This window comes from Pseudomonas sp. NPDC088414 (genome assembly GCF_044753325.1).
GTDB lineage: Bacteria > Pseudomonadota > Gammaproteobacteria > Pseudomonadales > Pseudomonadaceae > Aquipseudomonas.
On the sequence record NZ_JBIVMY010000001.1, the window covers coordinates 99,188 to 125,101 of the forward strand.

Below are 25,914 nucleotides of genomic sequence, written 5' to 3' on the forward strand. Positions count from 1 at the left end.
ACGGGAGCCCTCAGGAACTGCTCCAGCTCTAAGGTTATACCCAAACAATATTTCTCAAGCTTGTCATAACGTCTCTAAGATCACGTCATAACTCGTTATAACAAGTGATCCCTGATGACCGATAACGTCCTGTCCCTCAGTAGCGTCCCGCTGCACACCCAACTGCGCGATGTCCTGCGTGCGCGCATTCTCGATGGCGAATACCCGCAAGACAGCCAGATGCCGTCCGAAAGTGAGCTCGGCACGCTGTTCAAAGTCAGCCGCATCACCGTGCGTCAGGCGCTGGGTGATCTGCAGAAAGAAGGGCTGATCTTCAAGATTCACGGCAAAGGCACCTTCGTCGCCAAGCCGAAAACCTTTCAGAACGTCAGCAGCCTGCAAGGCCTCGCCGAGTCCATGACCGGGCGCGGCTACGAGGTGATCAACCGCCTGCGCAGTTTCAAATTCATCCCCGCCGACAAACGTGTCGCCGAGCGCTTGCAGGTGGCCGAAGGCGAGACCGTGGCGCAGATCAAACGGGTTCGGCTGATCAACCGCGAGCCTATTTCGCTGGAAATCACCTACCTGCCCAAAGCCATCGGTGAACGGCTGGAGAAGGCCGATCTGGTGACTCGCGACATCTTCCTGATTCTGGAAAACGACTGCGGCATCGCCCTCGGCCACGCTGACCTGGCGATTGACGCGGTGCTGGCCGACAGCGATCTGACCCAGGCGCTGAACGTCGAAGCCGGCTCGCCGATCATGCGCATCGAGCGTCTGACCCACGACGCCAACGGCCAGCCGCTGGACTTCGAACACCTTTACTACCGTGGCGATGCGTTCCAGTACCGCCTGCGGATCGACCGGCAAAAAGGGGAGCAGGCATGACGCGCAACACCTTGGAACAGGAATACGACATCGTCGTGATCGGCGGCGGCACCGCCGGGCCGATGGCGGCGATCAAGGCCAAAGAGAAGAACCGCGACCTGCGCGTGCTGCTGGTGGACAAGGCCAACGTCAAACGCAGCGGCGCGATCAGCATGGGCATGGACGGCCTGAACAACGCGATCATCCCCGGCCACTCGACGCCGGAGCAGTACACCAAGGAAATCACCATTGCCAATGACGGTATCGTCAACCAGGCGGCGGTGTACGCCTACGCCACTCACAGTTTCGAAACCATCGAGCAACTGGATCGCTGGGGCGTGAAGTTCGAGAAGGACGAGACCGGTGATTACGCGGTGAAAAAAGTCCACCACATGGGCGCCTACGTGCTGCCGATGCCAGAAGGGCACGACATTAAAAAGGTCCTTTACCGCCAGTTGAAACGCGCACGGGTGAGCATCACCAATCGCCTCGTTTGCACGCGGTTGCTCACCGACGAGGAGGGCGCGGTCAACGGCGTGATGGGTTTCGATTGCCGAACCGCCGATTTCCATGTGATCAAGGCCAAAGCGGTGATCCTCGCCTGCGGTGCGGCCGGTCGCCTCGGTCTGCCGTCCTCCGGTTACCTGATGGGCACCTATGAAAACCCGACCAATGCCGGTGACGGTTACGCCATGGCCTATCACGCCGGGGCCGAGCTGGCCAACCTCGAATGCTTCCAGATCAACCCGTTGATCAAGGATTACAACGGCCCGGCCTGCGCCTATGTGACCGGCCCGCTCGGCGGCTACACCGCCAACAACAAGGGCGAACGCTTCATCGAGTGCGATTACTGGAGCGGGCAGATGATGTGGGAGTTCCACCAGGAACTGGAAAGCGGCAACGGCCCGGTGTTCCTCAAGCTCGATCACCTGGCCGAGGAAACCATCCAGAACATCGAAGAGATCCTGCACAGCAACGAGCGCCCGAGTCGTGGTCAGTTCCACGCCAATCGCGGCACTGATTACCGCACGCAAATGGTCGAGATGCACATCTCGGAGATCGGTTTTTGCAGCGGCCATTCGGCGTCCGGGGTGTGGGTCAACGAGCGGGCCGAGACCTCGGTAAAAGGTTTGTATTCGGCGGGTGACATGGCCGCTGTGCCGCACAACTACATGCTCGGCGCGTTCACTTACGGCTGGTTCGCGGGCCAGAACGCGGCGGATTTTGTCGCCGGGCGCGAGTTTTCTGCGCTGGATGCCGCGCAGATCGAAACAGAGAAAGCGCGGGTCTACGCGCCACTGGATCGTGAACACGGTCTGCCGCCGGCGCAGGTCGAGTACAAGCTGCGGCGCTTCGTCAACGACTACCTGCAACCGCCGAAAGTGACCAAGAAAATGCAGATCGGCTTGCAGCGCTTCAGCGACATCGAGCGCGACCTTGAGCAGATGAAAGCCAACAACGCCCACGAACTGATGCGCGCCATGGAAACCAGCGTGATCCGCGACTGCGCGGAAATGGCCGCGCGCGCCTCGCTGTTTCGCGCTGAAAGCCGCTGGGGCCTTTACCACTATCGCGTCGACCACCCGCAACGCAACGACAGCGAATGGTTCTGCCACTGCCACCTGAAGAAGGGCGAAGACGGCCGCATGACCAGTTTCAAGAAACCTGTCGAGCCGTACATCATCCCGCTCGATGCCGAAGAAATGCAGGCTTACGATCGCTTGCGGGTGGGCGCTTTCGCCGCTTGATGCATCACCAGAGAGAGTACGAACCATGGCCTATCAAGCCCAGGAAATCTTCTTCCGCTCCAACGCCCCGGTCACCGTGGACGAGGACAAATGCATCGCTGAAAAGGGCTGCACCGTGTGCGTCGACGTCTGCCCGATGGACCTGCTGGCGATCAATCCAGCCACACAAAAGGCCTACATGGCGTTCGATGAATGCTGGTACTGCATGCCCTGCGAGAAGGATTGCCCGACTGGCGCCGTAAAGGTCGACATCCCCTATCTCCTGCGCTGAACCCCGACCCCTGTAGGAGCTGCCGAAGGCTGCGATCTTTTGACTTTTGTTTTTCAGATCAAGATCAAAAGATCGCAGCCTTCGGCAGCTCCTACAGGGGATCGTTAGCAAGCCATTAGCTATCCGGAAACACCCGGACGCTGGATTTACCGAAACCCCCTCGTTTCCCACCGCGCCCTGATCGCGGCGGAGACGAACATCCAATAAATGATTCGAGGGGAAACACACCATGTTGCGTGCAGCACTCGCCGGTCTGGTACTGGCTTCATTGACCCTGTCGGCCTCGGCCGAAACCATCCGCATCGCCATCGGCACTCAGGACACCACCATCAACTGCGCCGCCGGCGGGCTGTTGATTCGTGAACTCGGTCTGCTCGACAAATACCTGCCGCACGACGGCGCTTACAAAGACGCCAAGTACGACGTGCAGTGGAAGAACTTCACCAGTGGTGCGCCGCTGACCAACGAGATGGTCGCCGGCAAACTCGATTTCGGCGCCATGGCCGATTTCCCCGGCGCGTTCAACGGGGTGGCGTTCGAAACTGCCGGCAAGCACAGCCTGTTCATCAGCGTGTTGTCGGGCAGCATCAAGGGCAGTGGCAATGGCATCGTGGTGCCGAGCGCGTCCGGGGTGCAGGCGTTGAGTGAACTCAAGGGCAAGACTATCTCGGTACCATTCGCCTCGACCGCCCACGGCATGTTGCTGCGCGCGGTGGCGGAGCAGGGGTGGGACCCGCTCAAGGACGTCAACATCATCGCCCAGCCGCCGGAAGTCGCCGGCTCCGCATTGCAGGCCGGCAAAATCGACGCCCACGCCGATTTCGTGCCGTTCGCCGAGCTGTTCCCGAGCCGTGGTTTCGCCCGCAAGATCTACGACGGCGCCCAGGCCAATGCGCCGACTTTCCACGGTGCGCTGGTGGATCAGGCCTACGCGAAGCAGTACCCGGAAATCGTCGTCGCTTACCTGCGGGCGAGCATCGAGGCCAATCAGTTGCTGGCCGCCGAGCCTGAGAAGTACAGCGAGCTGATCGCCAAGGTCACCGGCGTCGATGCCGAGGTCAACTACCTGTTCCACGGCCCGCTCGGCGTGCAGACCCGCGACCTCAGCTGGAAGCCGGAATACCGCCAGGCGGTGGGCACAGCGATCGACACCCTGAAGCTGCTGAAGAAGGCCGATCGCGGCCTCGACCTCAACACCTTCATCGACGATCAGTACATCCGCGCCGCTTTCAAGGCGTCGAACCTGGACTACAGCGCGCAGCTCGGCAACTACGCGCAAACGCCGTTGAAAGCCGTGGATGCGGCGACCGGCAAAGCGATCACTGACTTCAGCCACGTCGCCGAAATTTGGGTGCGCGGTGAAGACAAGGTGCGCCAGTACGCCTCGGCTGAATCGGCCTTCACTGCGCTGGCCGCGCTGAAGCAGGAAGGCAAAAACATCCGCGCGGTGTATGCCCAGGCCAGTGACAGCGGGATCAAGTTGCTTGCCGATCAGGCGTGGTTCGCCAGCGACGCCAAGGGCCGCTTGAGCGCGTTTCTGCTCAAGGGCCAGGCGCAGCAATATGCGGCGGCGCAGGGTGGCAAGGTCTTCGACTTTACCGATGCCACCACTCAGGCTGTAGCCACCCGCTAACCCGAAGAACACCGCGCCCCTCTGTAGGAGCTGCCGAAGGCTGCGATCTTTTGATCTTGCTTTTTAAAATCAAAATCAAAAGATCGCAGCCTTCGGCAGCTCCTACAGGGGGGGCGTGGCGAGAGGAGGATTTATGTCCAGATCAATCACCCGCTGGGTTCCAAGAGCCGCCTCCCTGCTGCTCTGCCTGCTCTTCTGGCAACTCGCCGCCAGCCACCACTGGAATCTCGGCCTGGTCACCTTCGCCAACGTGCCCACCCCGTTGGCGGTGATCGAAGCGGCGTTGGGTCTGGGCGACTCAGGCAAGCTGCTGCAGCACCTGACGGCCAGCCTCAGCCGGGTATTCGCCGGCTATCTCGCGGCACTGGTCATCGGCATCGCTCTGGGCTTGGCCATCGGCCGCTCGAAATGGGCCGAAGACCTGTTGATGCCACCGCTGGAAGTGCTGCGGCCGATCCCGGCGGTGGCGTGGATTCCGTTGGCGATCCTGATGTTCCCGTCGTCGGAGCTGTCGATGGTGTTCATCACTTTTACCGGCGCGTTGTTCCCGATCCTGCTCAACACCGTGCACGGCGTCGAAGGCGTTGATCCACGGCTGATCGCCTCGGCAAAAAGCCTCGGGGCAGGGCGCCGGGCGATTTTGCTTGAAGTGATTTTGCCGGGTGCCGCGCCGAGCATCATCACCGGCCTCGCCATCGGCATGGGCACCTCGTGGTTCTGCCTGGTGACGGCGGAAATGATCTCCGGCCAGTTCGGCATCGGTTACTACACCTGGGAGTCCTACACCATTCAGAACTACGCCGACATCGTCGTCGGCATGCTGCTGATCGGTGTGCTGGGCATGGGCAGCAGCCTGTTGATCAAACGTCTGGGCGGGCTGTTCACGCCTTGGCATCGACCACGAGGAAAAGCCTGATGAGCGCAATGCAAACCCCGGAAGGGCGAATCGATATTCGCCAGTTGTCGATCGTTCTCGGTGAGGGTCAGCAAGCCTTCGAAGCCGTGCAGGGGCTGGATTGCCAGATCGAACCGGGCCAGTTCGTGTGCATTCTCGGCCCGTCCGGTTGCGGCAAATCGACCTTGCTCGGCGCACTCGCCGGACACTTGAGCGCCCATACCGGCAGCCTCAAAGTCGATGGCGGCGAGGTGTCCGGGCCGTCGCCACAACGCGGCATGGTGTTCCAGCATCACACGCTGTTTCCGTGGCGCACGGTGCGCGATAACGTGGCTTTCGGCTTGAAGATGCGTGGCATCGGCAAAACCGAACGCCATCGCGCAGCCGATGAAATCCTCAAACTGGTGGGCCTCGACGGCTTTGCCGAGCGCTGGCCCGATCAGCTGTCCGGCGGTATGCAGCAACGGGTGGAAATCGCCCGGGTGCTGGTCAACCGTCCACGGCTGCTACTGATGGACGAGCCGTTCGGCGCGCTGGATGCCTTGACCCGCCTGAACATGCAGGAACTGCTGCTGGACATCTGGACGCGGATTCGCACCACCGTGGTGTTCGTTACTCACGATATCGACGAGGCGCTGTTCCTCGCTGACCGCTTGCTGGTGATGAGCGCACGTCCGGGGCGAATCATCGAAGACCTGCGCCTGGACTTCCCGCGTCCGCGCACCAGCGAACTGGTGACCAGTGCCGAATTCTCCCGCCTCAAGCGCCATTGCCTCGACCTGCTGCGCCACGACAACGAACGACCGCTGCCGCGCCTCAATCCGCTCGGCCTGCCTCCCGAAAACCCCTTGCCGCGATTTGCCCTATGACCTCATTTTTTGCTGTGACCGATAACGATGACATCCTCGCCCTGCAACCGCGTCTGACCGCTGACGATGCCGGTGTGCGCCGCATTGCGCTGATTGATCTGGCAGATCTGGAAGAACCGGATGGCCTGCTGTGGCTGGTTGATCGCCTGGGGCAGGATCCCGCCGAAGAAGTCCGCGCCGAAGCCGCGCGGCTGCTGGAAGCGTGGGAAGACGAACCAGTGGTGGCTGCGCTGTGTCAGGCGCTGACCGATCCGTCTGCGGCAGTGCAGGCAGCCGCCGCGCAAAGTCTGAGCCTGCTCAAGAGTGAGGCGGCAGGCCGGGTGATTCTGCCGTGGACCGATCATGCTGAAGTCAGCGTGCGAATCGCCGCGTTTCGGGCATTGCGCGAACTGCGTTTCGCCGATGCCGCACCAGCCGCCATCACCGCATTGAGCGATGCCGATGCCAATGTGCGCCGCGAAGCCGTCGGTGTGCTCGGCTGGCTAAAGCAGCTCGACGCACTGCCGGCTCTGGCGCGTCTGGCCAGCGCCGACCCGGACACCGAAGTGCGCCGCGCCGCCACCGGCGCCCTCGGTCTGGCGTCCGGCGCCGACGTGCTGCCAGCCCTGCGTCAAGCGCTGCAGGACGATGCCTGGCAAGTGCGCGAAGAAGCGGCCACGACGCTGGGCAAAGTCGGCCACAGCGACGCCGGCCCGGCATTGATCGCAGCGCTTGGCGATGACTATTGGCAAGTGCGCCTGCGCGCCACCCGCAGCCTCGGGCGTTTGCGCTTCGCTGCGGCGCTCGACGCCCTGATCGAAACGCTTGGCCATCGCATCAGCAACCTGCGCAAGGAAGCCGCGCTGGCCCTCGGTGAGTTGAATGATCGCGGCGCGGTGGCGGCGTTGCAGGCGGCGCAGGATGACGGTGATCCGGAAGTGCGCAAAGCGGTGCGGATTGCCCTGAGTCAGCTGCAATGAGTCCGCTGTCGGTGGGCAACTCACAAAGCGAACGGACACTGCGCCTGAGCTGGCCGGACGGCCGTGAATCGCAGCTCAACCACGCCGAACTGCGCCGCCAGTGCCCGTGCTCGCAGTGCCGCACGTTTCGCCTGAAAGGTGTGACTCCGCTGGTGGATGAGCGTGTTCGCCTGATTGAGATCAACCTGCAGGGCTACGGCGTGCAACTGGTGTTCAGCGACGGCCATCAACGCGGGATCTACCCGTGGGACTATCTGGCACAGCTGAGTGCTTGATATGCCGCAGCCTCCTTGTAGGAGTGAGCCTGCTCGCGATAACGGTGTATCAGCCGACATCATTGTTGAATGACACACCCCTATCGCGAGCAGGCTCACTCCTACAAGGGAATTTGCGCAATATGAGGCTTACTGCGCAGCCGTCATGGCTGGCCGGCAACCCCGAAACACATCCAGCCCCGGCTGATACAGCGCGGTCTTCACCTCGAACAAGCCCAGCACCGAATGAAACACGTTGTCATGGCTCAGGTCCGGCTGCCCGGTCTTGCCTTGCAGGCAATCGCGATCAATCCCCAGTTGCGCCAAGGTGTTGTTGCCGAACCACATCACCATCGGCACATGGGTCTGCGCTTCCGGCGCCAATGCATACGGCGCGGCGTGCAGGTACAGGCCGTTTTCGCCCAGCGATTCGCCGTGATCGGAGACATACACCATCGAGGTGTCCAGTGAGTCCTGATTGCGTTTGAGCAACTCGATGACCTTGGCGAGGAAGTGGTCGGTGTAGAGGATGGTGTTGTCGTACACGTTGACCAGTTCATCACGGCTGCAACTGCCCAACTGGTTGGTGTGGCAGATCGGGGTGAAGCGCTCCATGCTTTTCGGGTAGCGCTCGTAGTATTCCGGGCCGTGGCTGCCGTCGGCGTGCAGGACAATGATCGCGTGGCCCTTGAGGCTGTCGATGTAGCTCTGCAGGTCGGCCAGCAGCGCCTCATCGAGGCAGTTGTTGCCGTCGCAGAACGGCCCCGGCTGGTTCTTCGCGATGTCGCGGTGCGGCACGCGCAGGCAGGTGCCTTTGCAGTCGCTGTTGTTGTCCAGCCACAGCACCTGCACGCCGGCCCGTTGCAGGATATCCAGCAGGCCTTCGTAGGTTTTGCCTTTCTTGTCGCTGTAATCCTCACGGGGGAACATCGAGAACATGCACGGCACCGACACCGCCGTGGACGTGCCGCAGGAATGCACCTGAGTGAAGTTGAGGATGTCCAGTCTGCTCAGCTCGGGATTGGTCTCGCGCGCATAGCCGTTCAGCGAGAAATGGTCGGCGCGGGCGGTTTCGCCGACCACAAACACCATCAGCGACTTCTTCTCGCGGCTGGCGGCTTTCGCGCTCATCACCGCGTCTTCGCCGATGGCCTGCACCACAAAGTGCTTTTTGATACCCAGGCGCTGCTTGGTGTATTTGCTGATGGCGTAGATGTAGTTGGTCGGGTTGATGAAGTGGGTGAGCTTGTCTTCTTCACGGAAGATTGGCGCGTAGGTCGAATAGAACGCGCCCACCGAGGCACCAATCACCAGCACGCAAGCGGCGATCACCAGCAGCTTGTTGAGCAGGCCGCGAAAGAACGGCCGATAACGCACCGGCCAGCGCCAGATCAACGCCGCTGGCAGCACGCCGAGCAACAGCACGTAGGCCAGCAGCTTGCCGTTGAACAGCGCCGCAGCCTCGGCGGGATTGGTTTCGAACACGTTCTGGATCATTACCGTGTCGATGGTGATCCCGTATTCGTTCATGAAATACGCGGCGCAGGCCGAGAGCAGGGCGACCACGCTCAGCGCCGGTTTCAGCGTCCAGCGAAACGAAACGAGGGTCAGCAACAGCGTGATCGCCGCCCACAGGAACAGCCCGAACGAGGCGAAAAACGCCAGTTTGTGCGCGCCTTGCAGGGTGATCAGATTACCCAACGCCTTCCAGGTCGCCAGGTTGTACAGCGCCACCAGTGCCAGGGAAAACAGCAGCACCAGACGGGTTGAAGTGATGGACGGTAAACGCAGTCCTTTGCCCAAAGCCATTACCAACATTCCTCCAGCAGAATAGAAAACACACGCGGTTACGCGCGTAACTGTAGAAGAACAATAGTAAAAAATCCGTAAACATCTCGTAACAAACACCCGACTCCCTGTAGGAGCTGCCGAAGGCTGCGATCTTTTGATCTTGCTTTATAAAATCAAAATCAAAAGATCGCAGCCTGCGGCAGCTCCTACACAAGGTGGGGAGTCAGAAGGATTTGCTCAGGCTGGCGACCACCGTTGCGGTGCAAACATCCTTGAATCCCCAGTTGCTCAGGCATTGGCTCTGCGACAGATCGGTATCGATATAGCTCAGGCCCAACACCACCCCGGCCACGTTGTGGGTCAGCTTAACCTCCCATTCACGGTAACTGTCCTCGCCATGCCCGGACGCCGAGTACAGGTGCGGGTCCTTGAAGTCCATGTTGCCGTAACGCAGCTTCAGGCCGGAATCGAACGGCAACTCGGTTTCATAACCGACGTAGGTGTAGAGCGAGCTCTGCTTGCTGTCGATTCCCGGCGCATCGCTGGAGTAATACGCCGCCAGCTTCACCCCATAGACGCCGAGAATCCCGTAGACCTCGCTCTGGTTGAACTGGCTTTCCCTGGGGTAGGCGTACTTGAGGTAACCCAGATCGAGGCTGACATCCTCGGTGGCCTGCCACAGCCAGCCGGCGTAGTAATCGACTTCCTGCCGGGTTTTCAGACCACCGCCGAAATCGACGTTGGAACTCCAGGCCCCCACGTACAAACCGCTGCTGTGGGTCAGGGTCAGACCAGCCTGCACAGCCGGGTCATTTTGGGTTTGCGAGATGCCGCGGGTGCGGTAGTCGCTGGCCAGGGTCAGATCGACCAGCACGGCGAAATCGTCGCTCAGGGGGATCGCGTAACTGCTCAAGGGCAGCAGGCTCAAGGAACTCAGGGCGAGCAAGGGCAAGGCTTTCATGTGAAGTCCCGGTGTTGTGATTATTTTTGGGCAGTACGAAAACTGTGGAGGGAATGCCATCCCAAGCATCCACACAAACCTTGTGGGAGCGAGCTTGCTCGCGAAAGCGGTGGGTCAGTCAGTGAAGATGTTGAATGGACTGGCCTCTTCGCGAGCAAGCTCGCTCCCACAGGGTGGGTTCGGTGTTGTTATTGGGTGGCGGTGTAGACCTGACGCCCACCAAACCAGGTCTGCAGTACCTGGGTGTCATGCAGGGCTTTTTCGTCGACGCTGAACACGTCGCGGTCGACCACGATGAAATCGGCCTGTTTGCCCGGCGTCAGCGAGCCGATCTGCTGGTCGAGGCCGATGGTCCGCGCCGCGTTGGCGGTATAGGCGTAAAACATGGTTTCGCGATCCAGACGCTCGTCGGCATTCAGCACGCCCAGCGGCCCGACGCGGGTGATGGCCTGGGCCATGGCGTTGAACGGGTTGGGTGACGACACCGGCCAGTCGCTGGCACCGGCAATCGTCGCGCCCTGTTTCAGTAGCGAGTGCGCCGGGTATTGATAACGGAAGGCGAGGGCGCTGACGTAGGGCTTGATCATGTCGGTGGTGTAGTCGTCGGCGCTGGCCCACAGCAGTTGCATCGAAGCGATCACGTTCAGCGGCTTGAAGCGGGCGAACTCTTTCGGGTTGACCATCTGCAGGTGGGTGATCGAGTGAGTGATGCCGCTCTGCCGATCCTTGCGCGCGCGTTCGATACCGTTCAGCGATTCACGCACCGCGCGGTCGCCGATGGCATGAATGTGCACCAGCCAGCCGCGCTGGTCGATGGCGCTGACCAGTTCGCCGAAATGCTCTGGATCGATCAGCAGCTCACCCTGTTTGTGCGAATTGCTGTATGGGTCGATCATCGCTGCGCTCTGCGCCGGGTACTCGATCACGCCGTCGGCGAAGATCTTGATCCCGGGCAGGCTCAGGTTGGGGATGCCCTGAAACTGCTGGCGCACCTTATCCAGTGTGTCGAGGTCGGCGGGCAGGCTTTTCGGGTTGGCCACCAGCAGCGCGGCGACATGCACGCTCATGTCGCCACTGGCCGACAACGCTTTGTAGGCCGGCAGCACGCCGACGGTTTTCTCGGTGGGTTTGAGCGCGAACACAGCCTCGCCCGGCGCGGCGTTGGCGGCGGGGTCCATCCACGCGGTGATGCCGAGGCTGTTGTTGAAACGCACGGCGGATTTGGCAGCGTTGAGCATGTCGGCAGGGCTTGGCACCGGCATTTTTGCGGCGACCCGATCCCAACCGGCATCGACCACAAAGCCATTGGGCTCGCCGCTTGGCAGTTTGCCGATGGTGTCTTTTTCCGCGTTGGGCAGGTTCTTGAGCAGCGCCGCGTCGATGCCGGCGCGCTTGAGCATCACGTTGTTGGCCCACGCGGTGTGGTGATCGCTGCCGATGAACACCACCGGCACGTCGGCCCATTCGCCCTGGTTGAAGGTCTTGCCCAGCGCCTCGGCCTGCGCCCAGTACGCCGAACTCATGCCGGCGATGCTCAGCACGTCGCCGTGCTTCGCTTTGCCGTCGTCACGCCAGGCGCGCAGACGCTTTTGCAATTCATCGAGGGCGACGACTTCGTCTTCCATGTTGGCCGAGACCATTTCCAGTCCGCCGAAAATTGCGTGGGAGTGGCTGTCGATCAAGCCTGGCATCAGCGTCTTGCCGCCGAGGTCGATCACTTGGGTGCCAGGCTCGATCAGTGCCTTGATCTGCGCATCGGTGCCGACTTTCAGCACCTTGCCGTTTTCCACGGCCAGCGCCTGCACCTTGGGTTGCGAGCGGTCGGCGGTGAAAATCTTGCCGTTGACCAGTACCAGATCGGTGGCGGCCATGGCTTCCATCGAGGCAAAACTTATAGCGCTCACCAGCAGGCTCGGGATGAATCTTTTCATTGAAGATTTCCTTGTTATTGCGTCTGATGGCCAGATTAGTGGCTGATACTGGCCGACAGAACGCCTTCCTCACGAAAAACGTTTTTGCCTGAATGGAAAAAGCATGGACAAGCTGGGTGCACTGAAAATGTTCGTAGTCACCGCGCAACTCGGCAGTTTCAGTCGCGCGGCCGAGCAACTGGGCAAGACCCCGTCGGCCCTGACCAAAGCGGTCAATCACCTGGAGTCGGAACTCGGCGCACGGTTGTTCGAGCGCAGTACGCGGCGGATCCTGTTGACCGAAATCGGCCGGGTGTACCTGGAAACCGCACGGCTGGTGCTGCAGCGACTGGAGGAGGCCAGCGAGGAAATCGAGCAGTTACAGCACGGTCTGCGCGGCAGCCTGAAAATCACCGCACCGCTGGCGTACGGGCGGGCGTTTCTCGATCAGGTGTGCGACGGCTTTTTGCAGCAATACCCGCAGATCAGCCTGCAAGTGGACCTGTGCGACGCGTTCGTCAATCTGCTGGAAAGCGGCTACGACCTGGCCTTGCGTGAGGGCCATGACGACTTGCCGGGGCTGATCGCCCGCGTGGTCGGCAGCAATCGCCTGGCCTTGTGCGGCAGCCCGGAGTATCTGGCGCGCAAGGGTTTTCCGGTCACCCCGCAGACCCTCGAACAGCATGAATGGCTGCTGTATCAGCACCCGTTGCTCAGCCGCGAGTTCTGGTGGGCCGAGCGCGACGGCCAGCGCCTGAGCCTGGCACAGCCATCGGCACCGCGCTTGCGCAGCGATAATTACGACCTGCTGTTGGCCGGTGCCCTGGCCGGACGCGGCTTGCTGCACACACCGCTGTGGAGCGCCGCGCCGTACATTGCCGACGGGCGTCTGGTGCGGGTCATGGCTGACTATGAAATCGACCCTGACACCTTCGGCCCGCACATCCTCGCGGTGTACCCGAGCCATCGGCGGGCCACGGCCAAGGTCGTCGCATTCATCGATTACATCGCCGCCTTCCTCGCCGAACGCGGCCTCAACTGACACCCCGTTCCCTGTAGGAGCTGCCGAAGGCTGCGATCTTTAAAAAGATCAAAAGATCGCAGCCTGCGGCAGCTCCTACACGGTTCCGAGTCATGTTCTTTGTAGGAGCTGACGAGTGAAACGAGGCTGCGATCTTTTGATTTTTGTGGAAGGTCGGTTTGGGCCGACTGGCGGTGCTTGTCAGTAAAATCCCACAGGAGTACAAATGTACTCCATGACGAACCTGACTCCCCGCCGTACCGCCATCCTGACCTTTATCCGCGAACGCATCGCCGAACACGGTCAGCCCCCAAGCCTCGCTGAAATCAGCGAGGCTTTTGGTTTTGCCTCGCGCAGCGTGGCGCGCAAGCATGTGCTGGCGCTCACCGAAGCCGGGTTTATCGAGGTCAATCCGCACCAGGCCCGGGGCATTCGCCTGCTCGGGCAACCGCCGCGCCCGGAGTTGCTGGATATTCCCGTGCTCGGCCGGGTCGCTGCCGGTGCGCCGATCGGTGCCGATGCCGACATCCATAACCGCTTGATGCTTGATCCCGCGCTGTTCTCCCGTGCGCCCGACTACATGTTGCGGGTGCAGGGCGACTCGATGATCGAGGACGGCATTCTCGACGGTGATCTGGTGGGAGTGAAGCGTAATCCCGAGGCGCTCAACGGCCAGATCGTGGTGGCGCGACTCGATGGTGAGGTGACGATCAAACGCTTCGAGCGTGTCGGCGCTACGGTGCGCCTGCTGCCGCGCAACCCGGCGTACCAGCCGATTGTCGTGCGCGATGATCAGGATCTGGCCATCGAAGGGGTGTTCTGCGGTCTGGTGAGGCAAGGCTGATGGGCGCCGTCGTTGCACTCGATACGCTGTTCAATGGCGGCCAGGTCTGGAAGGGCCGGCCTGCGCCGCCGGCGGCCAGCCCGCAACCCACCGGGCATGCCGCGCTCGATGCGGCGTTGCCCAGCGGCGGCTGGCCGGAAGCGGCGCTGAGCGAAATCCTCCTGGCCGGCCCCGGGGTCGGCGAGCTGCAACTGGTGTGGCCGACCCTGGCGCGGTTGTCGGCGGCGGGCGAGCGCATCGTGCTGGTGGCGCCACCGTTCGTGCCGTACCCGCAGGCGTGGGCGAACGCCGGGGTCGATCTGCGCCAGTTGTCGGTGATCCAGGCCAGCGAACGCGATGCCTTGTGGGCGGCGGAACAATGCCTGCGTTCCGGCAGTTGCGGCGCGGTGCTGTGCTGGCCGCACAAGGCCGATGACCGCGCGTTGCGACGTTTGCAGGTGGCAGCGGAAACCGGCCAGACCCTGGCGTTTGCCTGGCGCCCGCTGAGCGAGGCGATCAACCCGTCGCCGGCGGCGCTACGCATTGCCATCGATGCCAGACCGGCCCAGTTGCGCGTGCTCAAATGCCGCGGCGGGCTGGCGCGCACGGCGCCGATTGCGTTTGCCGTGGGGCACTGAGGTCGTCATGCGCTGGGTGTGTATTCTGTTCCCGCAATTGGCCCTCGACGCGGTGCTGCGTCAGCGTGCCGATCCCGCTGAGCCGTTGGTGCTGCTCAGCGGCCCGGCCCAGCGCCGAGTGCTGCAAGCGGTCAATCCGGCGGCACGTCAACTGGGCCTGCGCGCCGGCCAGTCGATGACTGCCGCCCAAGCCCTGAGCAAAGGCTTTGCCACTGCCGATTACGACCTGGCCGAGGTCGAACACTGGCAACAGTTTCTCGCCGCGTGGGCCTATCGCTTCAGCGCGCAGGTCAGCGTGCATTACCCGCGTACCGTGGTGTTCGAGATCGAATCCAGCCTGGGCCTGTTTGGTTCGTGGGCGCAGTTCGAAGCGCGCCTGCGCAAGGAGCTGACCGAGCTGGGCTTCCGCCATCGCATTGTCGCCGCACCGAATCCGGTGGCGGCGCGGGTGCTGGCCAACGCCTACGACGGTCTCGTCGTACCGGACGGCGAAGCCCTGCAACATCATCTCGGGCAGTTGCCCGTCGACCGTGTCGGGCTGGAGCCGCAGGTCGCCACCGCGCTGACGCGCATGGGCCTGCGCAACCTGAACCAGCTGCAGAGCCTGCCGCGTCAGGCCCTGGCCCGGCGTTTTGAAGCCTCAATGCTCAAGCATCTCGATACGTTGTTCGGGGCACGGCCGCTGGCCTTGGCCTTCTATCTACCGCCGGATCGCTTCGATGTGCGCATCGAACTGAATTTCGACGTGCAATCCCATCAGGCGCTGCTGTTTCCGTTACGCCGCTTGACCGCTGACCTGTCGGCATTCCTCTGCGGACGTGACAGCGGCGTGCAGCGTTTCGACCTGCATCTGGAGCACGCCGGGCTGCCGGATACGCTGATCAAGGTCGGCCTGCTCAGCGCCGAGCGCGACCCGGCGATGCTCTTCGAACTGGCCCGTGGGCGACTGGAGCAAGTCCAGGTCGAGGCCCCGGTGCGTGGTTTTCGCCTGCGCGCCGAAGACCTGCCGAGTTTCGTGCCGCAGTTTCAGGAACTGTTCGATGATCGTCCGCAACAGACTTTGCCCTGGGAGCAATTGCGCGAACGCCTGCGCGCACGGCTCGGCGATGACGCGGTGCAGGGCCTGCGCTTTCAGGCCGACCATCGCCCCGAATGTGCCTGGCAGAACGGCGTCGACAAGCAGCGTTGCAGCGGATTGCCGAGCGTGCAGCGTCCGGGCTGGCTGCTCGGCGAACCGCAAAGTGTGCCGGAAGGTTCGGCGCGAATCCTCATGGGCCCGGAACGTATCGAGTCCGGCTGGTGGGACGGTGACGATGTGCGCCGCGATTACTACCTGATCCAGAACCGCGCCGGTCAGCAGGGCTGGGCCTATCGGGCCGTGGGCGAGGGCGGTCCGTTGTGGCTGCAGGGCTGGTTTGCATGAGCGATGGTTATGCCGAGCTGCATTGCCTGTCGAACTTCAGTTTCCAGCGCGGAGCCTCCAGTGCCCTGGAGCTGTTTCAGCGGGCGAAAAAACACGGCTATCAGGCGCTGGCGATCACTGACGAATGCACCCTGGCCGGGATCGTCCGCGCCTGGCAAGCGGCGAAATCAGTGGAGCTGCCGTTGGTCATCGGCAGCGAAATACGCATCGACAACGGCCCTAAACTGCTGTTGCTGGTGGAGAATCTGGCGGGCTATCAGGCCTTGTGCGGCTTGATCACTCAGGCCCGGCGGCGTACGCAGAAAGGCCAGTACCAGGTGCTGCGCGAGGATTTCAGCGAGCCGTTGCCGGGATTGTTCATTGTGTGGGTGCCGGACAGTATCGATGACGTGCAAGAGGGGCGCTGGCTGAAGCAGACCTTCAGCGAGCGCCTGTATCTGGCGGTGCAGCTGCATCGCGGGCAGGACGACCGGCGGCGGCTGACGGCCCTGTCGAGTCTGGCCGAGCAGTTGCAGATTGTCGCCGTGGCCAGCGGCGATGTGCACATGCACGCCCGTGGCCGGCGCGCCCTGCAGGACACCATGACCGCGATCCGCCATCACGTGCCGGTGGCCGAAGCCGGGTTGCGCCTGCACCCCAACGGCGAGCGGCACTTGCGCAGCCTCGACGTGTTGCGCGAGTTGTACCCGCAAGCGTTGCTCGACGCCTCGGTGCAACTGGCCCGGCGTTGCACTTTCGAGCTGGGCGAGTTGCGCTATCAATATCCGAAGGAGCTGGTGCCAGAGGGGCACACCGGCAGTTCCTGGTTGCGCCAACTGACTGAAGAAGGCATTGCCTGGCGCTGGCCTAAAGGGCCACAGGCCAAAGTGCTCAAGCAAATCGACGACGAACTGAAGCTGATCGCCGAACTCGGCTACGAAAGCTACTTCCTCACCGTGCACGACGTGGTGCGCTTCGCCCGCCAGCAAAAAATCCTTTGTCAGGGCCGTGGTTCGGCGGCCAACTCGGCGGTGTGTTTTGCCCTGGGCATCACTGAGATCGACCCGGACCGCACCACGCTGCTGTTCGAGCGTTTCATGTCGAAGGAGCGCAACGAGCCGCCGGACATCGACGTCGACTTCGAGCACGAGCGCCGCGAAGAAGTCCTGCAATACGTGTTTCGCCGATATGGCCGGCGGCGTGCGGCGCTGACGGCGGTGGTCAGCACCTACCACGCCGCCGGTGCGGTGCGTGACGTGGCCAAGGCCCTTGGACTGCCGCCGGATCAGATCAATGCACTGGCCGAATGCTGCGGTCACTGGAGCGATGAAACGCCGCCGCTGGCGCGCTTGCTCGAAGGCGGCTTCGACCCCGACAGCCCGCTGCTGCGTCGGGTGCTGAGCCTGACCGGGCAACTGATCGGCTTCCCCCGGCATCTGTCGCAGCACCCCGGCGGTTTTGTGATTTCCGAGCAGCCGCTGGACACCCTGGTGCCGGTGGAAAACGCGGCCATGGCCGAGCGCACGATCATTCAGTGGGACAAGGACGACCTCGATGCGGTCGGCCTGCTCAAGGTCGATATCCTCGCCCTCGGCATGCTCAGTGCGATCCGTCGCTGCTTCGACTTGCTGCGCCGTCACCGGCATCAGGATCTGAGCCTGGCGACGATTCCCGCCGAAGACAAACCGACCTACGAGATGATCAGCCGCGCCGACACCATCGGCGTGTTCCAGATCGAATCCCGGGCGCAGATGTCAATGCTGCCGCGGCTGAAACCGGCAAAGTTCTACGATCTGGTGATCGAAGTGGCGATCGTCCGTCCGGGGCCGATTCAGGGCGGCATGGTTCATCCGTACCTGCGCCGCCGCAACAAGGAAGAGCCGGAAACCTATCCCTCGCCGGAGCTGGAAGTGGTGCTCAAGCGCACCCTCGGTGTGCCGCTGTTTCAGGAGCAGGTGATGCAGATCGCCATTGTCGCCGCCGACTACAGCCCCGGCGAGGCCGATCAGTTGCGCCGCTCGATGGCCGCGTGGAAACGCCACGGCGGGCTGGAACCGCACAAGGCACGGTTGGCCGCCGGCATGAAGAAAAACGGCTACAGCGAGGCATTCGCCGCGCAGATTTTCGAGCAGATCAAGGGCTTCGGCAGCTATGGTTTTCCCGAATCCCACGCCGCCAGTTTCGCCTTGCTGACCTACGCCAGTTGCTGGCTCAAGTGCCACGAACCGGCAGCGTTCGCCTGTGCGCTGATCAACAGTTGGCCGATGGGTTTTTACAGCCCGGATCAGATCCTTCAGGACGCGCGCCGCCATCAATTGCAGATCCGTCCGGTGGACGTGCGCGCCAGCGACTGGGATTGCAGCCTGGAACCGATCAGCGGCGCGCAACCGGCAATCCGCATGGGGCTGCGGATGATCAAGGGTTTTCGCGAGGACGACGCCCGGCGCATCGAAGCGGCGCGGGCGCGCGGGGCGTTCGCCGATGTCGCCGATCTGGGCGAGCGGGCCGCGCTCGACAGTCGCGCCCAAGCGTTGCTCGCCGATTCGGGGGCGTTGCGCGGCATGGCCGGCCATCGACATCGCGCACGCTGGGAAGTGGCCGGGGTGCAGAAACAGCTGGGCCTGTTTGCCGGGTTGCCGAGTCAGGAAGAGCCGGATGTGCTGCTGCCCAAACCCAGCGTCGGCGAGGACCTGCAGGCCGATTACGCGACCATCGGCACCACGCTGGGGCCGCATCCGCTGGCGCTGCTACGCGGCGAACTCAAGGCACGGCGTTGCCGCAGCTCGCAGGAATTGCTGGACGTCGAACACGGCCGGCCAGTGAGCATCGCCGGGCTGGTCACCGGGCGTCAGCGGCCGGGCACCGCCAGCGGCGTGACCTTCGTCACCCTCGAAGACGAGTTCGGCAACGTCAACGTGGTGGTCTGGCGCGATCTGGCCGAGCGTCAGCGCCAGGTGCTGGTCGGCTCGCAACTGCTCAAGGTCGATGGCCGCTGGGAGCGCGAAGGCGAAGTCCGGCACCTGATCGCCGGGCGATTGAGCGACCTGAGTCCGCTGCTCGACGGCATCCGCGTGCAGAGCCGCGACTTCCACTAACACCGATCCCCCCTGTAGGAGCTGCCGAAGGCTGCGATCTTTTGACTTGGATTTTTAAAAGCAAGATCAAAAGATCGCAGCCTTCGGCAGCTCCTACACGGGGGGATTTGCGGTGTTCAGATCAGCCAATTCATTGGCGTCAAAAAAATCTGTCGCGAATGATGGCACTTTGTCATAATGCCGCCCCTTTTCCGCTCCCCACTGCCTTGCCGTGCCGGGACACACCGTTTTTTTCAGAAGGAATGCACAGTGAGAATGATCTCCCGGATGTTGGTCTCAGGCGTTGCGATTGCCGTGCTCGGCACCCTCGCCAGCTCCCTTGCCGGGTGCGCCACCGAAAGCTCCCGCGCGCTGCCGGTGGCCAAGGTCGAGAGCGCCACGCAAGTCTGGACCGGCGCTCGTGTGCCGATGGCGGTGGGCAAATTCGATAACCGCTCCAGCTACATGCGCGGGATCTTCTCCGATGGTGTCGATCGTCTCGGCGGCCAGGCCAAGACCATCCTGATCACTCACTTGCAGCAGACCAACCGTTTCTCGGTACTGGATCGCGACAACATGGGCGAGATCCAGCAGGAAGCCGCAATCAAGGGCCAGGCCCAACGCCTCAAGGGCGCCGATTACGTGGTCACCGGTGACGTCACCGAGTTCGGCCGCAAGGAAACCGGCGACCATCAGCTGTTCGGCATTCTCGGCCGGGGCAAGACCCAGGTCGCCTACGCCAAGGTCAACCTGAACATCGTCAACATCAGCACTTCCGAAGTGGTGTATTCGACTCAGGGCGCTGGCGAATACGCCTTGTCCAACCGCGAAATCATCGGCTTCGGCGGCACCGCTGCGTACGACTCCACCCTCAACGGCAAAGTCCTCGATCTGGCCATGCGCGAGGCGATCAATCGTCTGGTCGATGGCATGAACGCCGGTGCCTGGAAACCGGCTAACTGATCGCTATTCATTGCAAGGAGCAACACCCATGAATCTGACTTTGTCGCGGTCGCTGCTGGCCCTGACGCTGGCCGCGAGCGCCTTGCTGGCCGGTTGCAGCAGCCCGAAAACCCTGTACCAGTGGGAAGACTACCAACCGCAGGTCTACGAATACTTCAAAGGCGAAGAGCCGAAAGAAGCCCAGGCTGAAGTGCTGGAGCGCGACCTGCAGAAGATCCGTTCCACCGGCAAGGCTGTGCCGCCGGGCTACCACGCGCACCTGGGTCTGCTGTACCTGAGCATGGGCAAGGACGATCAGATGGTGCAGCAGTTCCGCACCGAGAAAGCGCTGTTCCCCGAGTCCGGCCCGTACATGGATTTTCTGCTTAAAAACGCCAAGACCGGAGACGCCCAATGATTTCGCGCACCCTGAAACTGCTGGCGGCCGGTCTGGCCCTGACCGTACTCGGTGGCTGCGTCGCGCCGAAAACCGTCGACTATTCAGCGTACAAACAGGCACGGCCGAAGACCATTCTGGTGCTGCCGCCGCTCAATACCTCACCGGATGTGAAGGCTTCGTACAGCCTGTTGTCGCAGGTGACGTTCCCGCTGGCCGAAGCCGGTTACTACGTGCTGCCGATCGCTCTGGTGGACGAAACCTTCCGCCAGAACGGCCTGACCACTCCGGATGACATTCATCAGGCGCCGGCCAACAAGCTCAAGGAAATCTTCGGCGCCGACGCTGCGCTGTACATCACCGTGACCGAGTACGGTACGCGCTACATGGTGATCAGCAGCGAAACCGCGGTAACCGCCACTGCCAAACTGGTAGACCTGAAATCCGGCACCACGCTGTGGACCGGTTCGGCGCGGGCGTCGAGCGAAGAGGGCGGCAACAACAGCGGTGGCGGCCTGATCGGCATGCTGATCACTGCCGCGGTGAAGCAGGTGATCAACAGTTCCACCGACGCCGGATACCCGATTGCCGGTGTGGCGAGCAATCGCCTGTTGTCGGCGGGGCAGCACGCCGGCTTGCTGTATGGCCCGCGTTCGCCGAAATACGGTACCGACTGAACCCTTGAGGCAGTGATGCCTCTGTGGCGAGGGAGCTTGCTCCCGCTGGGATGCGCAGCGGCCCCAAATCCGACAGCGCGATGAGTCTGACTCACCGCGTCGTTTGGGTTTACGACTGCTGCGCAGCCGAGCGGGAGCAAGCTCCCTCGCCACAGGTTTCGCAATACAGGTTTATTTGGGCTCTGGCCAAAACCGTTCGCCACCCCCCGGCGCCTCCGTCCACGCTTGCAACGAGCGGGTCGGCAAGTCGAAGTAATCCCGGGTCCGTGCATAACCATGGCCGCCCATGCGCCCGATCGCATCCAGGCCCAACTGATCGATGTACAGCGTCTGTGGATCGATCAGCTCGTCGCGCACATGCGCCATCAGCACCTCGCCAAAAATGATCTCCCGCGACTGACCGATGTTCAGCGCCATCATCCGTCGACACTCCAGCGCCACCGGTGCCTCGCCGATGCGCGGGCATTTGACTGCCGTGCCAGGGATTGCCGTGAGGCCGGCGGCGGTGAGTTCATCAAAGCCCGGAGCGAACGGCACGGCGCAGACGTTCATCGCTTCCACCAGCGCATCGCTGACGATGTTCACCGTGAATTCCTGATTGAGTTGGATATTGCGCGTGGTGTCCTTGGGGCTTTGGTCGCCGTAGTTTTCCACGCCGAGGGCAAGGATCGGCGGGTCGGCGGACAGCGCGTTGAAGAAGCTGAACGGTGCGGCATTGACCCGGCCCTCACCGTCGATGGTGGTGACCAGGGCAATCGGGCGTGGCACCACGCTGCCGATCAGGATCTTGTATTTTTCCCGGGGGCTGAGCTGGCTGAAGTCGAAGCTGTGCATGGCAGATATCTCTAAAGAAGTGGATCGATTGCGCTCAATGGCGCTTCGGCGCTGTAGTCGTCAGCGAACGGGATGGCCGGCTGGAACAGGGTCTTCCAGTCCGGGCGGGCAAAGGCCCGCTCGCTGTGGCTGCGCATGAGTTTTTCGTATTGGCGCTGGGCCTGGCGTTGCAGGGCGGGGTAGTCGACGCCATTGACCTGACCGTCGTGCATCACGCAGCGACCGTCGATGTAACTGGCGATGCAATCGTCGCCGCGTCCGGCCAGCAGCAGGTTTTTCAAGGGATCGAACAGCGGCCCCAGATGCAGGCCGCGCAGGCTGAACACGGTGATGTCCGCCTTGGCGCCGGGGGCCAGACGTCCAAGGTCATCGCGGCCCAAAGCCCTGGCGCCGCCAAGGGTGGCGGCGTTGTACAGATCGAGGCTGCTGGTCAGCGAAGCATCACCTTCCATCAGCCGGGCGATGCTCAAACCATGACGCATGTTGTCCAGCAAATCCGCCGGCCAGGTGTCGGTGCCGAGGGCGAAGTTGATGCCCTTGGCCCGGTAGCGCCCGAACGAGTTCAGCGCCTCGCCATCCCGGGCGAACACCAGCGGGCAATGCACCAGGCTGGCGCCAGCGTCGATCACCCGTTGCAGATCGTCGTCACCACGGGTGTAGATGCCGTGGGGCAACAGGCTGCGCGGCGTCAGCAAGTCCAGTTGTTGCAGCCAGCCCAGCGGTGAAGTGCCGCGCAACTGCTCGACCATTGCCACTTCGCTGCGCGCCTGGCAGCAATGCAGGCGCATTGGCGCATGCAGCTCGCGACTCAACGCCGAGGTGCGTTGCAGCAGCGCCGGGGTGCAGGTCTGGATGCGATCGGGCAACAGCGCGCCGCGAATCAATCCGTTGTGCGCACCGTCGAAATCCTTGAAGAAGCGTTCAGCCGCCGCAAGCCCGGCCAGACCTCGTTCTTCATCCCAGTGATGGGCGAGTGTGCCGTCGGCGCGCCAGTAGCTCATGCCGCTCATGTAGCAAGGCCCGAGGTAGGTACGCAGGCCGAGTTCGCCGGCAACGCCTGCGACGGCGGCAAACTCGGCGTAGGTCTCGGCCCATTCGCGGTAGTACATCGAGGTGATCGGCATCGCCGTGGTGATGCCGTTGCGGATCAACTGAGTGAAGGCGTAGCGGTATTTGAAGATTTCTTCTTCGGGGCTGTAGGTCTCACGCGGGCCTGCAGCCAGATACTCGGCAGACCACATGCGGCCCATGCTGCGCTCGTCGCCGTTGTCGAGAGTCAGCACGGTGGAGTCGAGATCGCCGAGGGCGTCCAGATCAATGAAACCTGGGCCGATCAGCGCATTGCCGTAGTCAATCCACTGATTCACCGGCCCCTGATAGCCGCGCCCGACGAATTCGATCCGCGAGCCGGCGAACACCACTTCGCCGTCACGCCACAGCACGTGCTGCGTGCCGTCGAAGCCGACCACGCAACTGGCACGCAAGCCGATGCGTTTCACAGGCGACTGTCCAGCAGACGACCACCGCTGGCGATCAACACACCGCCGCGATAAACCTCACGCACCGGCCGCGCCACCACGGCCTCGCCAAGGGTCTCGACCGGCATCAGCAGAAAGTCCGCTGGCCGTCCGAGGTCGAAGCCGTAATCATTGATCCCCAGCGCAACAGCGCCATTGACCGTGGCCGCTTCGAACGCCGCCGCCAGTTCATCGTCCTTGGCCAGATCGAAACGAAACGCCAGCAGCATTGCCCGCTCGAGCATGTCACCGTTGCCCATTGGCGACCACGCATCACGGATACCGTCGGAGCCGAGACACACGTTGACGCCCGCTTCACGCAACGCCAGAAACGGTGGCACGGCGGTGTCGGCCGGCGCCGAACTCATCAGCGAAATGCCCAGTGCGGCGAGGCGTTCCGCCACCGGTTTGACCTGGCTCCACGGCAGCATGCCCAGGCAGTAGGCGTGGCTGATCATCACCCGGTGCTGCAGGTTGAATCGCTCGGTGTATTCGGCGATTCGCGCGATTTGCCACAGGCCCAGTTCACCTTTGTCGTGCAGGTGAATGTCGACGCCACGGCCGAACTCGGCGGCGAGTCTGAACACGAAATCCAGCTGCGCGATCGGGTCGTTGTCGATGCCGCATGGGTCGAGGCCGCCGACGTTTTCCACGCCCAGGGCCATGGCTTCGCGCATCAGTTCGGCGGTGCCGGGACGGCTGATCAGCCCGGTCTGCGGGAACACCACCAATTGCAGGTCGATCAGGTCCTTGTAGCGTTCGCGTAGATGCAGCATGGCTTCGACGTGGCGCAGGCCGAATTCGGGGTCGATGTCGACGTGACAGCGCATCGTCAGCGAGCCACGGGCGATGCAGTTTTCCAGCAGGGCACCGGCGCGTTCGGCGATGGGGGATTTTACTTCGCGGAGGATGCGACGCTCGTTGCTGATGTAGTCCTTGAGCGTCGGGCCGGCGCTGTTCGGGCGCCATGGCTGGCCGTAGAGGGTCTTGTCGAGGTGGACGTGGCTTTCCACCAGTGGCGCGGTGAGCAACTGGTTCTGACCGTTGATGTCGGTGGCGGCCAATGGGGTGTTCGAGGCCGGGCGGCGTTGGCTGAACCGGCCGTTTTCGATCAGCAGGTCTTCGGCTGGGGCGCCGTAGGGGCGGATGTTTCTGAGCCATTGTGGCTGGGTCATTGGTTTACCTCGGTTTCAGTGGTGTCTGTGCGGGCCTCTTCGCTGGCAAGCCAGCTCCCACAGGTTTAAGGGAGTGCTCAATTTCTGTGAACGACACAGGTTCTTGTGGGAGCTGGCTTGCCAGCGATGGCTGCACCTCGGTTTCAGTGGTGTCTGGGCGGGCCTCTTCGCTGGCTTGCCAGCGAAGGCCGCGCTGCGGTCTCAAGCGAAATAAGTCAGCCCTTGAGCTTCGACCAGATCCGGTCCTGCAGCTCGCGCGACTTGTTGCTGCATTCCTTTTCCGGGCGCAGGCGCGAGGCGTATTCCTCGGGCATGTTGATGGCGTCCATGACCTTCCACTTCGGGTCGAGCAACTGGTCGCTCTGGATGCCGTTGGCATAGGCGATGGCGTTGGACACGGCGGCAGCGTTTTCCGGTTTCATCATCCAGTCGATGAAGATCTTCGCGTTGCCCGGGTGCGGCGCGCTTTTCGGCACGGCGAAGTTGTCCTGAAACATCGCCACACCTTCACGCGGATAGACGTACCTGATGGTGTTCTTCTGCAAGGTGGCGCGGGCAGTGGAGCCGTTCCAGTTCTGCATCATGATCACCTCGCCCGAGGCCATGCGATCGACGGTGTTGTCGGAGCTGTACATCTTCAGGAACGGTTTCTGCTTTTGCAGCAGTTCGAGGATGCGCTTGGCGTCCTGCGGGTTTTCCGTGCACTCGTCGACGTTCAGGTAATGGCTGGCGGCGTTGATCACGCTGCTCGACGTATCCAGCGCGGCGAGCTGGCCTTGCAGTTCCTTGCGCGGTTCGAAGAACTCTTTCCACGAATCCTCCAGTTTGCCGCCGGGCACCCGCGCACTGTCGTAGGAAAAACCGGTGGTGCCCCACAGGTACGGTGCCGAGAACTTGCGACCCGGGTCGAAGCTCGGGTCGCGGAACGGACCTTTGACGTACTGGAAATTGCTCAGGGTCGGGGTGTCGATTTCCAGCAACAGATCCTGCTTGATCAGGGTTTGCATGATCGACTGCGACGGCACGATCACGTCGTACGCGGCGCCGCCGGCCTGCAATTTGGCGAGCAGGGTTTCGTTGCTGTCGTAGCCGTCCATGGTGACCTTGATCCCGGTCTCCTTTTCGAACTTGGCCAGCAGATCCACCGGGTAATAATCGGTCCAGTTATAGAAAAACAATTCCTTGGGTTCAGCGGCGTGGGCGCCGAACGCGGCGAAACAACTCAGGGCCAGACCGGATACGGCCAGACGCAGGCTTTTGACTTTCATGAGAGCGCT

General features: G+C 62.4%; 23 protein-coding genes. 16 read left to right on the forward strand and 7 right to left on the reverse strand.

Features of this window, described 5'->3' with window-relative positions; translation table 11 throughout:
- Positions 1-114: 114 nt before the first annotated feature.
- The 8 genes from ACIP8I_RS00395 (at position 115) to ACIP8I_RS00430 (ending at position 7,496) form a co-directional block, all read left to right on the forward strand.
- Positions 115-867, forward strand: coding sequence for a GntR family transcriptional regulator (locus tag ACIP8I_RS00395; RefSeq protein ID WP_258679592.1), 753 nt, complete (start codon positions 115-117; stop codon positions 865-867).
- Positions 864-2,594, forward strand: a complete 1,731-nt coding sequence (locus ACIP8I_RS00400; RefSeq protein WP_400757889.1) for a fumarate reductase/succinate dehydrogenase flavoprotein subunit — start codon at positions 864-866, stop codon at positions 2,592-2,594. Before ACIP8I_RS00395 ends, ACIP8I_RS00400 begins: the two co-directional genes overlap by 4 nt.
- 25 nt (positions 2,595-2,619) lie before the next feature.
- Positions 2,620-2,865 carry a ferredoxin family protein gene (locus ACIP8I_RS00405; protein WP_003225615.1) on the forward strand — a complete coding sequence of 82 codons (246 nt, stop codon included), beginning with the start codon at positions 2,620-2,622 and terminating at the stop codon, positions 2,863-2,865.
- Positions 2,866-3,094: 229 nt separating this feature from the next.
- Positions 3,095-4,498 (forward strand): ABC transporter substrate-binding protein, encoded by a 1,404-nt coding sequence (locus ACIP8I_RS00410; protein WP_400757891.1) that lies wholly within the window; start codon positions 3,095-3,097, stop codon positions 4,496-4,498.
- Positions 4,499-4,631: 133 nt separating this feature from the next.
- Positions 4,632-5,414, forward strand: coding sequence for an ABC transporter permease (locus ACIP8I_RS00415; RefSeq protein ID WP_400757892.1), 783 nt, complete (start codon positions 4,632-4,634; stop codon positions 5,412-5,414).
- Positions 5,414-6,262 carry an ABC transporter ATP-binding protein gene (locus ACIP8I_RS00420; RefSeq protein ID WP_400757893.1) on the forward strand — a complete coding sequence of 283 codons (849 nt, stop codon included), beginning with the start codon at positions 5,414-5,416 and terminating at the stop codon, positions 6,260-6,262. The genes ACIP8I_RS00415 and ACIP8I_RS00420 overlap by 1 nt, the downstream gene beginning before the upstream one ends.
- Positions 6,259-7,221: a HEAT repeat domain-containing protein gene (locus ACIP8I_RS00425; RefSeq protein ID WP_400757894.1), complete on the forward strand. Its 963-nt coding sequence runs from the start codon at positions 6,259-6,261 to the stop codon at positions 7,219-7,221. The genes ACIP8I_RS00420 and ACIP8I_RS00425 overlap by 4 nt, the downstream gene beginning before the upstream one ends.
- Entirely contained in the window at positions 7,218-7,496 is a 279-nt protein-coding gene (locus ACIP8I_RS00430) for a DUF971 domain-containing protein (RefSeq protein ID WP_400757895.1), read from the forward strand. Before ACIP8I_RS00425 ends, ACIP8I_RS00430 begins: the two co-directional genes overlap by 4 nt.
- Positions 7,497-7,625: 129 nt before the next feature.
- Here ACIP8I_RS00430 and ACIP8I_RS00435 read toward each other — a convergent pair whose 3' ends face one another.
- The 3 genes from ACIP8I_RS00435 to ACIP8I_RS00445 form a co-directional block, all read right to left on the reverse strand.
- On the reverse strand, positions 7,626-9,284 hold the full coding sequence (locus ACIP8I_RS00435; protein WP_400757897.1) for a phosphoethanolamine transferase: 1,659 nt from the start codon (positions 9,282-9,284) through the stop codon (positions 7,626-7,628).
- Positions 9,285-9,489: 205 nt separating this feature from the next.
- Positions 9,490-10,227: a TorF family putative porin gene (locus ACIP8I_RS00440; protein ID WP_400757899.1), complete on the reverse strand. Its 738-nt coding sequence runs from the start codon at positions 10,225-10,227 to the stop codon at positions 9,490-9,492.
- A gap of 188 nt (positions 10,228-10,415) precedes the next feature.
- Positions 10,416-12,158 carry an amidohydrolase gene (locus tag ACIP8I_RS00445; RefSeq protein WP_400757901.1) on the reverse strand — a complete coding sequence of 581 codons (1,743 nt, stop codon included), beginning with the start codon at positions 12,156-12,158 and terminating at the stop codon, positions 10,416-10,418.
- Positions 12,159-12,261: 103 nt separating this feature from the next.
- Here ACIP8I_RS00445 and ACIP8I_RS00450 point away from each other — a divergent pair, with 103 nt between their 5' ends.
- The 8 genes from ACIP8I_RS00450 to ACIP8I_RS00485 all read left to right on the forward strand — a co-directional run bounded on the left by ACIP8I_RS00450 (position 12,262) and on the right by ACIP8I_RS00485 (position 21,111).
- On the forward strand, positions 12,262-13,179 hold the full coding sequence (locus ACIP8I_RS00450) for a LysR substrate-binding domain-containing protein (protein ID WP_400757903.1): 918 nt from the start codon (positions 12,262-12,264) through the stop codon (positions 13,177-13,179).
- Positions 13,180-13,384: 205 nt separating this feature from the next.
- Positions 13,385-14,002 carry a transcriptional repressor LexA gene (lexA, locus tag ACIP8I_RS00455; protein ID WP_400757905.1) on the forward strand — a complete coding sequence of 206 codons (618 nt, stop codon included), beginning with the start codon at positions 13,385-13,387 and terminating at the stop codon, positions 14,000-14,002.
- Positions 14,002-14,619 carry a translesion DNA synthesis-associated protein ImuA gene (gene imuA, locus ACIP8I_RS00460; protein WP_007968686.1) on the forward strand — a complete coding sequence of 206 codons (618 nt, stop codon included), beginning with the start codon at positions 14,002-14,004 and terminating at the stop codon, positions 14,617-14,619. The genes lexA and imuA overlap by 1 nt, the downstream gene beginning before the upstream one ends.
- Positions 14,620-14,626: 7 nt before the next feature.
- The gene (locus ACIP8I_RS00465; protein WP_400757907.1) at positions 14,627-16,042 is read left to right on the forward strand and encodes a Y-family DNA polymerase; all 1,416 of its coding nucleotides are present in this window, start codon (positions 14,627-14,629) and stop codon (positions 16,040-16,042) included.
- Positions 16,039-19,116 carry an error-prone DNA polymerase gene (locus ACIP8I_RS00470; RefSeq protein WP_400757909.1) on the forward strand — a complete coding sequence of 1,026 codons (3,078 nt, stop codon included), beginning with the start codon at positions 16,039-16,041 and terminating at the stop codon, positions 19,114-19,116. Before ACIP8I_RS00465 ends, ACIP8I_RS00470 begins: the two co-directional genes overlap by 4 nt.
- A gap of 255 nt (positions 19,117-19,371) precedes the next feature.
- On the forward strand, positions 19,372-20,058 hold the full coding sequence (locus ACIP8I_RS00475; protein ID WP_177325722.1) for a CsgG/HfaB family protein: 687 nt from the start codon (positions 19,372-19,374) through the stop codon (positions 20,056-20,058).
- 28 nt (positions 20,059-20,086) lie between these two features.
- Positions 20,087-20,455, forward strand: a complete 369-nt coding sequence (locus ACIP8I_RS00480) for a DUF4810 domain-containing protein (RefSeq protein WP_007969675.1) — start codon at positions 20,087-20,089, stop codon at positions 20,453-20,455.
- Entirely contained in the window at positions 20,452-21,111 is a 660-nt protein-coding gene (locus ACIP8I_RS00485) for a DUF799 domain-containing protein (protein ID WP_007969673.1), read from the forward strand. Before ACIP8I_RS00480 ends, ACIP8I_RS00485 begins: the two co-directional genes overlap by 4 nt.
- A 171-nt stretch (positions 21,112-21,282) precedes the next feature.
- On the opposite strand, the gene ACIP8I_RS00490 is transcribed toward ACIP8I_RS00485, so the two are convergent.
- The 4 genes from ACIP8I_RS00490 to ACIP8I_RS00505 all read right to left on the reverse strand — a co-directional run bounded on the left by ACIP8I_RS00490 (position 21,283) and on the right by ACIP8I_RS00505 (position 25,905).
- A complete protein-coding gene (locus tag ACIP8I_RS00490; protein ID WP_007969672.1) occupies positions 21,283-21,945 on the reverse strand; it encodes a flavin reductase family protein in 663 nt (220 codons plus the stop codon).
- Positions 21,946-21,956: 11 nt separating this feature from the next.
- A complete protein-coding gene (locus ACIP8I_RS00495) occupies positions 21,957-23,444 on the reverse strand; it encodes an amidohydrolase family protein (RefSeq protein WP_400757911.1) in 1,488 nt (495 codons plus the stop codon).
- A complete protein-coding gene (locus tag ACIP8I_RS00500) occupies positions 23,441-24,637 on the reverse strand; it encodes an amidohydrolase family protein (protein WP_400757913.1) in 1,197 nt (398 codons plus the stop codon). Before ACIP8I_RS00500 ends, ACIP8I_RS00495 begins: the two co-directional genes overlap by 4 nt.
- A gap of 215 nt (positions 24,638-24,852) precedes the next feature.
- A complete protein-coding gene (locus tag ACIP8I_RS00505) occupies positions 24,853-25,905 on the reverse strand; it encodes an extracellular solute-binding protein (RefSeq protein WP_400757915.1) in 1,053 nt (350 codons plus the stop codon).
- Between the last annotated feature and the right edge of the window lie 9 nt (positions 25,906-25,914).

Coding starts and splice junctions, on each gene's coding strand:
- ACIP8I_RS00400 (WP_400757889.1), top strand. CDS start 864: ATGACGCGCAACACCTTGGAACAGGAATACGACATCGTCGTGATCGGC.
- ACIP8I_RS00480 (WP_007969675.1), top strand. CDS start 20,087: ATGAATCTGACTTTGTCGCGGTCGCTGCTGGCCCTGACGCTGGCCGCG.
- imuA (WP_007968686.1), top strand. CDS start 14,002: ATGGGCGCCGTCGTTGCACTCGATACGCTGTTCAATGGCGGCCAGGTC.
- ACIP8I_RS00505 (WP_400757915.1), bottom strand. CDS start 25,905: ATGAAAGTCAAAAGCCTGCGTCTGGCCGTATCCGGTCTGGCCCTGAGT.
- ACIP8I_RS00450 (WP_400757903.1), top strand. CDS start 12,262: ATGGACAAGCTGGGTGCACTGAAAATGTTCGTAGTCACCGCGCAACTC.
- ACIP8I_RS00435 (WP_400757897.1), bottom strand. CDS start 9,284: ATGGCTTTGGGCAAAGGACTGCGTTTACCGTCCATCACTTCAACCCGT.
- ACIP8I_RS00405 (WP_003225615.1), top strand. CDS start 2,620: ATGGCCTATCAAGCCCAGGAAATCTTCTTCCGCTCCAACGCCCCGGTC.
- ACIP8I_RS00395 (WP_258679592.1), top strand. CDS start 115: ATGACCGATAACGTCCTGTCCCTCAGTAGCGTCCCGCTGCACACCCAA.
- ACIP8I_RS00425 (WP_400757894.1), top strand. CDS start 6,259: ATGACCTCATTTTTTGCTGTGACCGATAACGATGACATCCTCGCCCTG.
- lexA (WP_400757905.1), top strand. CDS start 13,385: ATGTACTCCATGACGAACCTGACTCCCCGCCGTACCGCCATCCTGACC.
- ACIP8I_RS00500 (WP_400757913.1), bottom strand. CDS start 24,637: ATGACCCAGCCACAATGGCTCAGAAACATCCGCCCCTACGGCGCCCCA.
- ACIP8I_RS00445 (WP_400757901.1), bottom strand. CDS start 12,158: ATGAAAAGATTCATCCCGAGCCTGCTGGTGAGCGCTATAAGTTTTGCC.
- ACIP8I_RS00470 (WP_400757909.1), top strand. CDS start 16,039: ATGAGCGATGGTTATGCCGAGCTGCATTGCCTGTCGAACTTCAGTTTC.
- ACIP8I_RS00410 (WP_400757891.1), top strand. CDS start 3,095: ATGTTGCGTGCAGCACTCGCCGGTCTGGTACTGGCTTCATTGACCCTG.
- ACIP8I_RS00420 (WP_400757893.1), top strand. CDS start 5,414: ATGAGCGCAATGCAAACCCCGGAAGGGCGAATCGATATTCGCCAGTTG.
- ACIP8I_RS00415 (WP_400757892.1), top strand. CDS start 4,632: ATGTCCAGATCAATCACCCGCTGGGTTCCAAGAGCCGCCTCCCTGCTG.
- ACIP8I_RS00490 (WP_007969672.1), bottom strand. CDS start 21,945: ATGCACAGCTTCGACTTCAGCCAGCTCAGCCCCCGGGAAAAATACAAG.
- ACIP8I_RS00440 (WP_400757899.1), bottom strand. CDS start 10,227: ATGAAAGCCTTGCCCTTGCTCGCCCTGAGTTCCTTGAGCCTGCTGCCC.
- ACIP8I_RS00485 (WP_007969673.1), top strand. CDS start 20,452: ATGATTTCGCGCACCCTGAAACTGCTGGCGGCCGGTCTGGCCCTGACC.
- ACIP8I_RS00475 (WP_177325722.1), top strand. CDS start 19,372: ATGATCTCCCGGATGTTGGTCTCAGGCGTTGCGATTGCCGTGCTCGGC.
- ACIP8I_RS00465 (WP_400757907.1), top strand. CDS start 14,627: ATGCGCTGGGTGTGTATTCTGTTCCCGCAATTGGCCCTCGACGCGGTG.
- ACIP8I_RS00430 (WP_400757895.1), top strand. CDS start 7,218: ATGAGTCCGCTGTCGGTGGGCAACTCACAAAGCGAACGGACACTGCGC.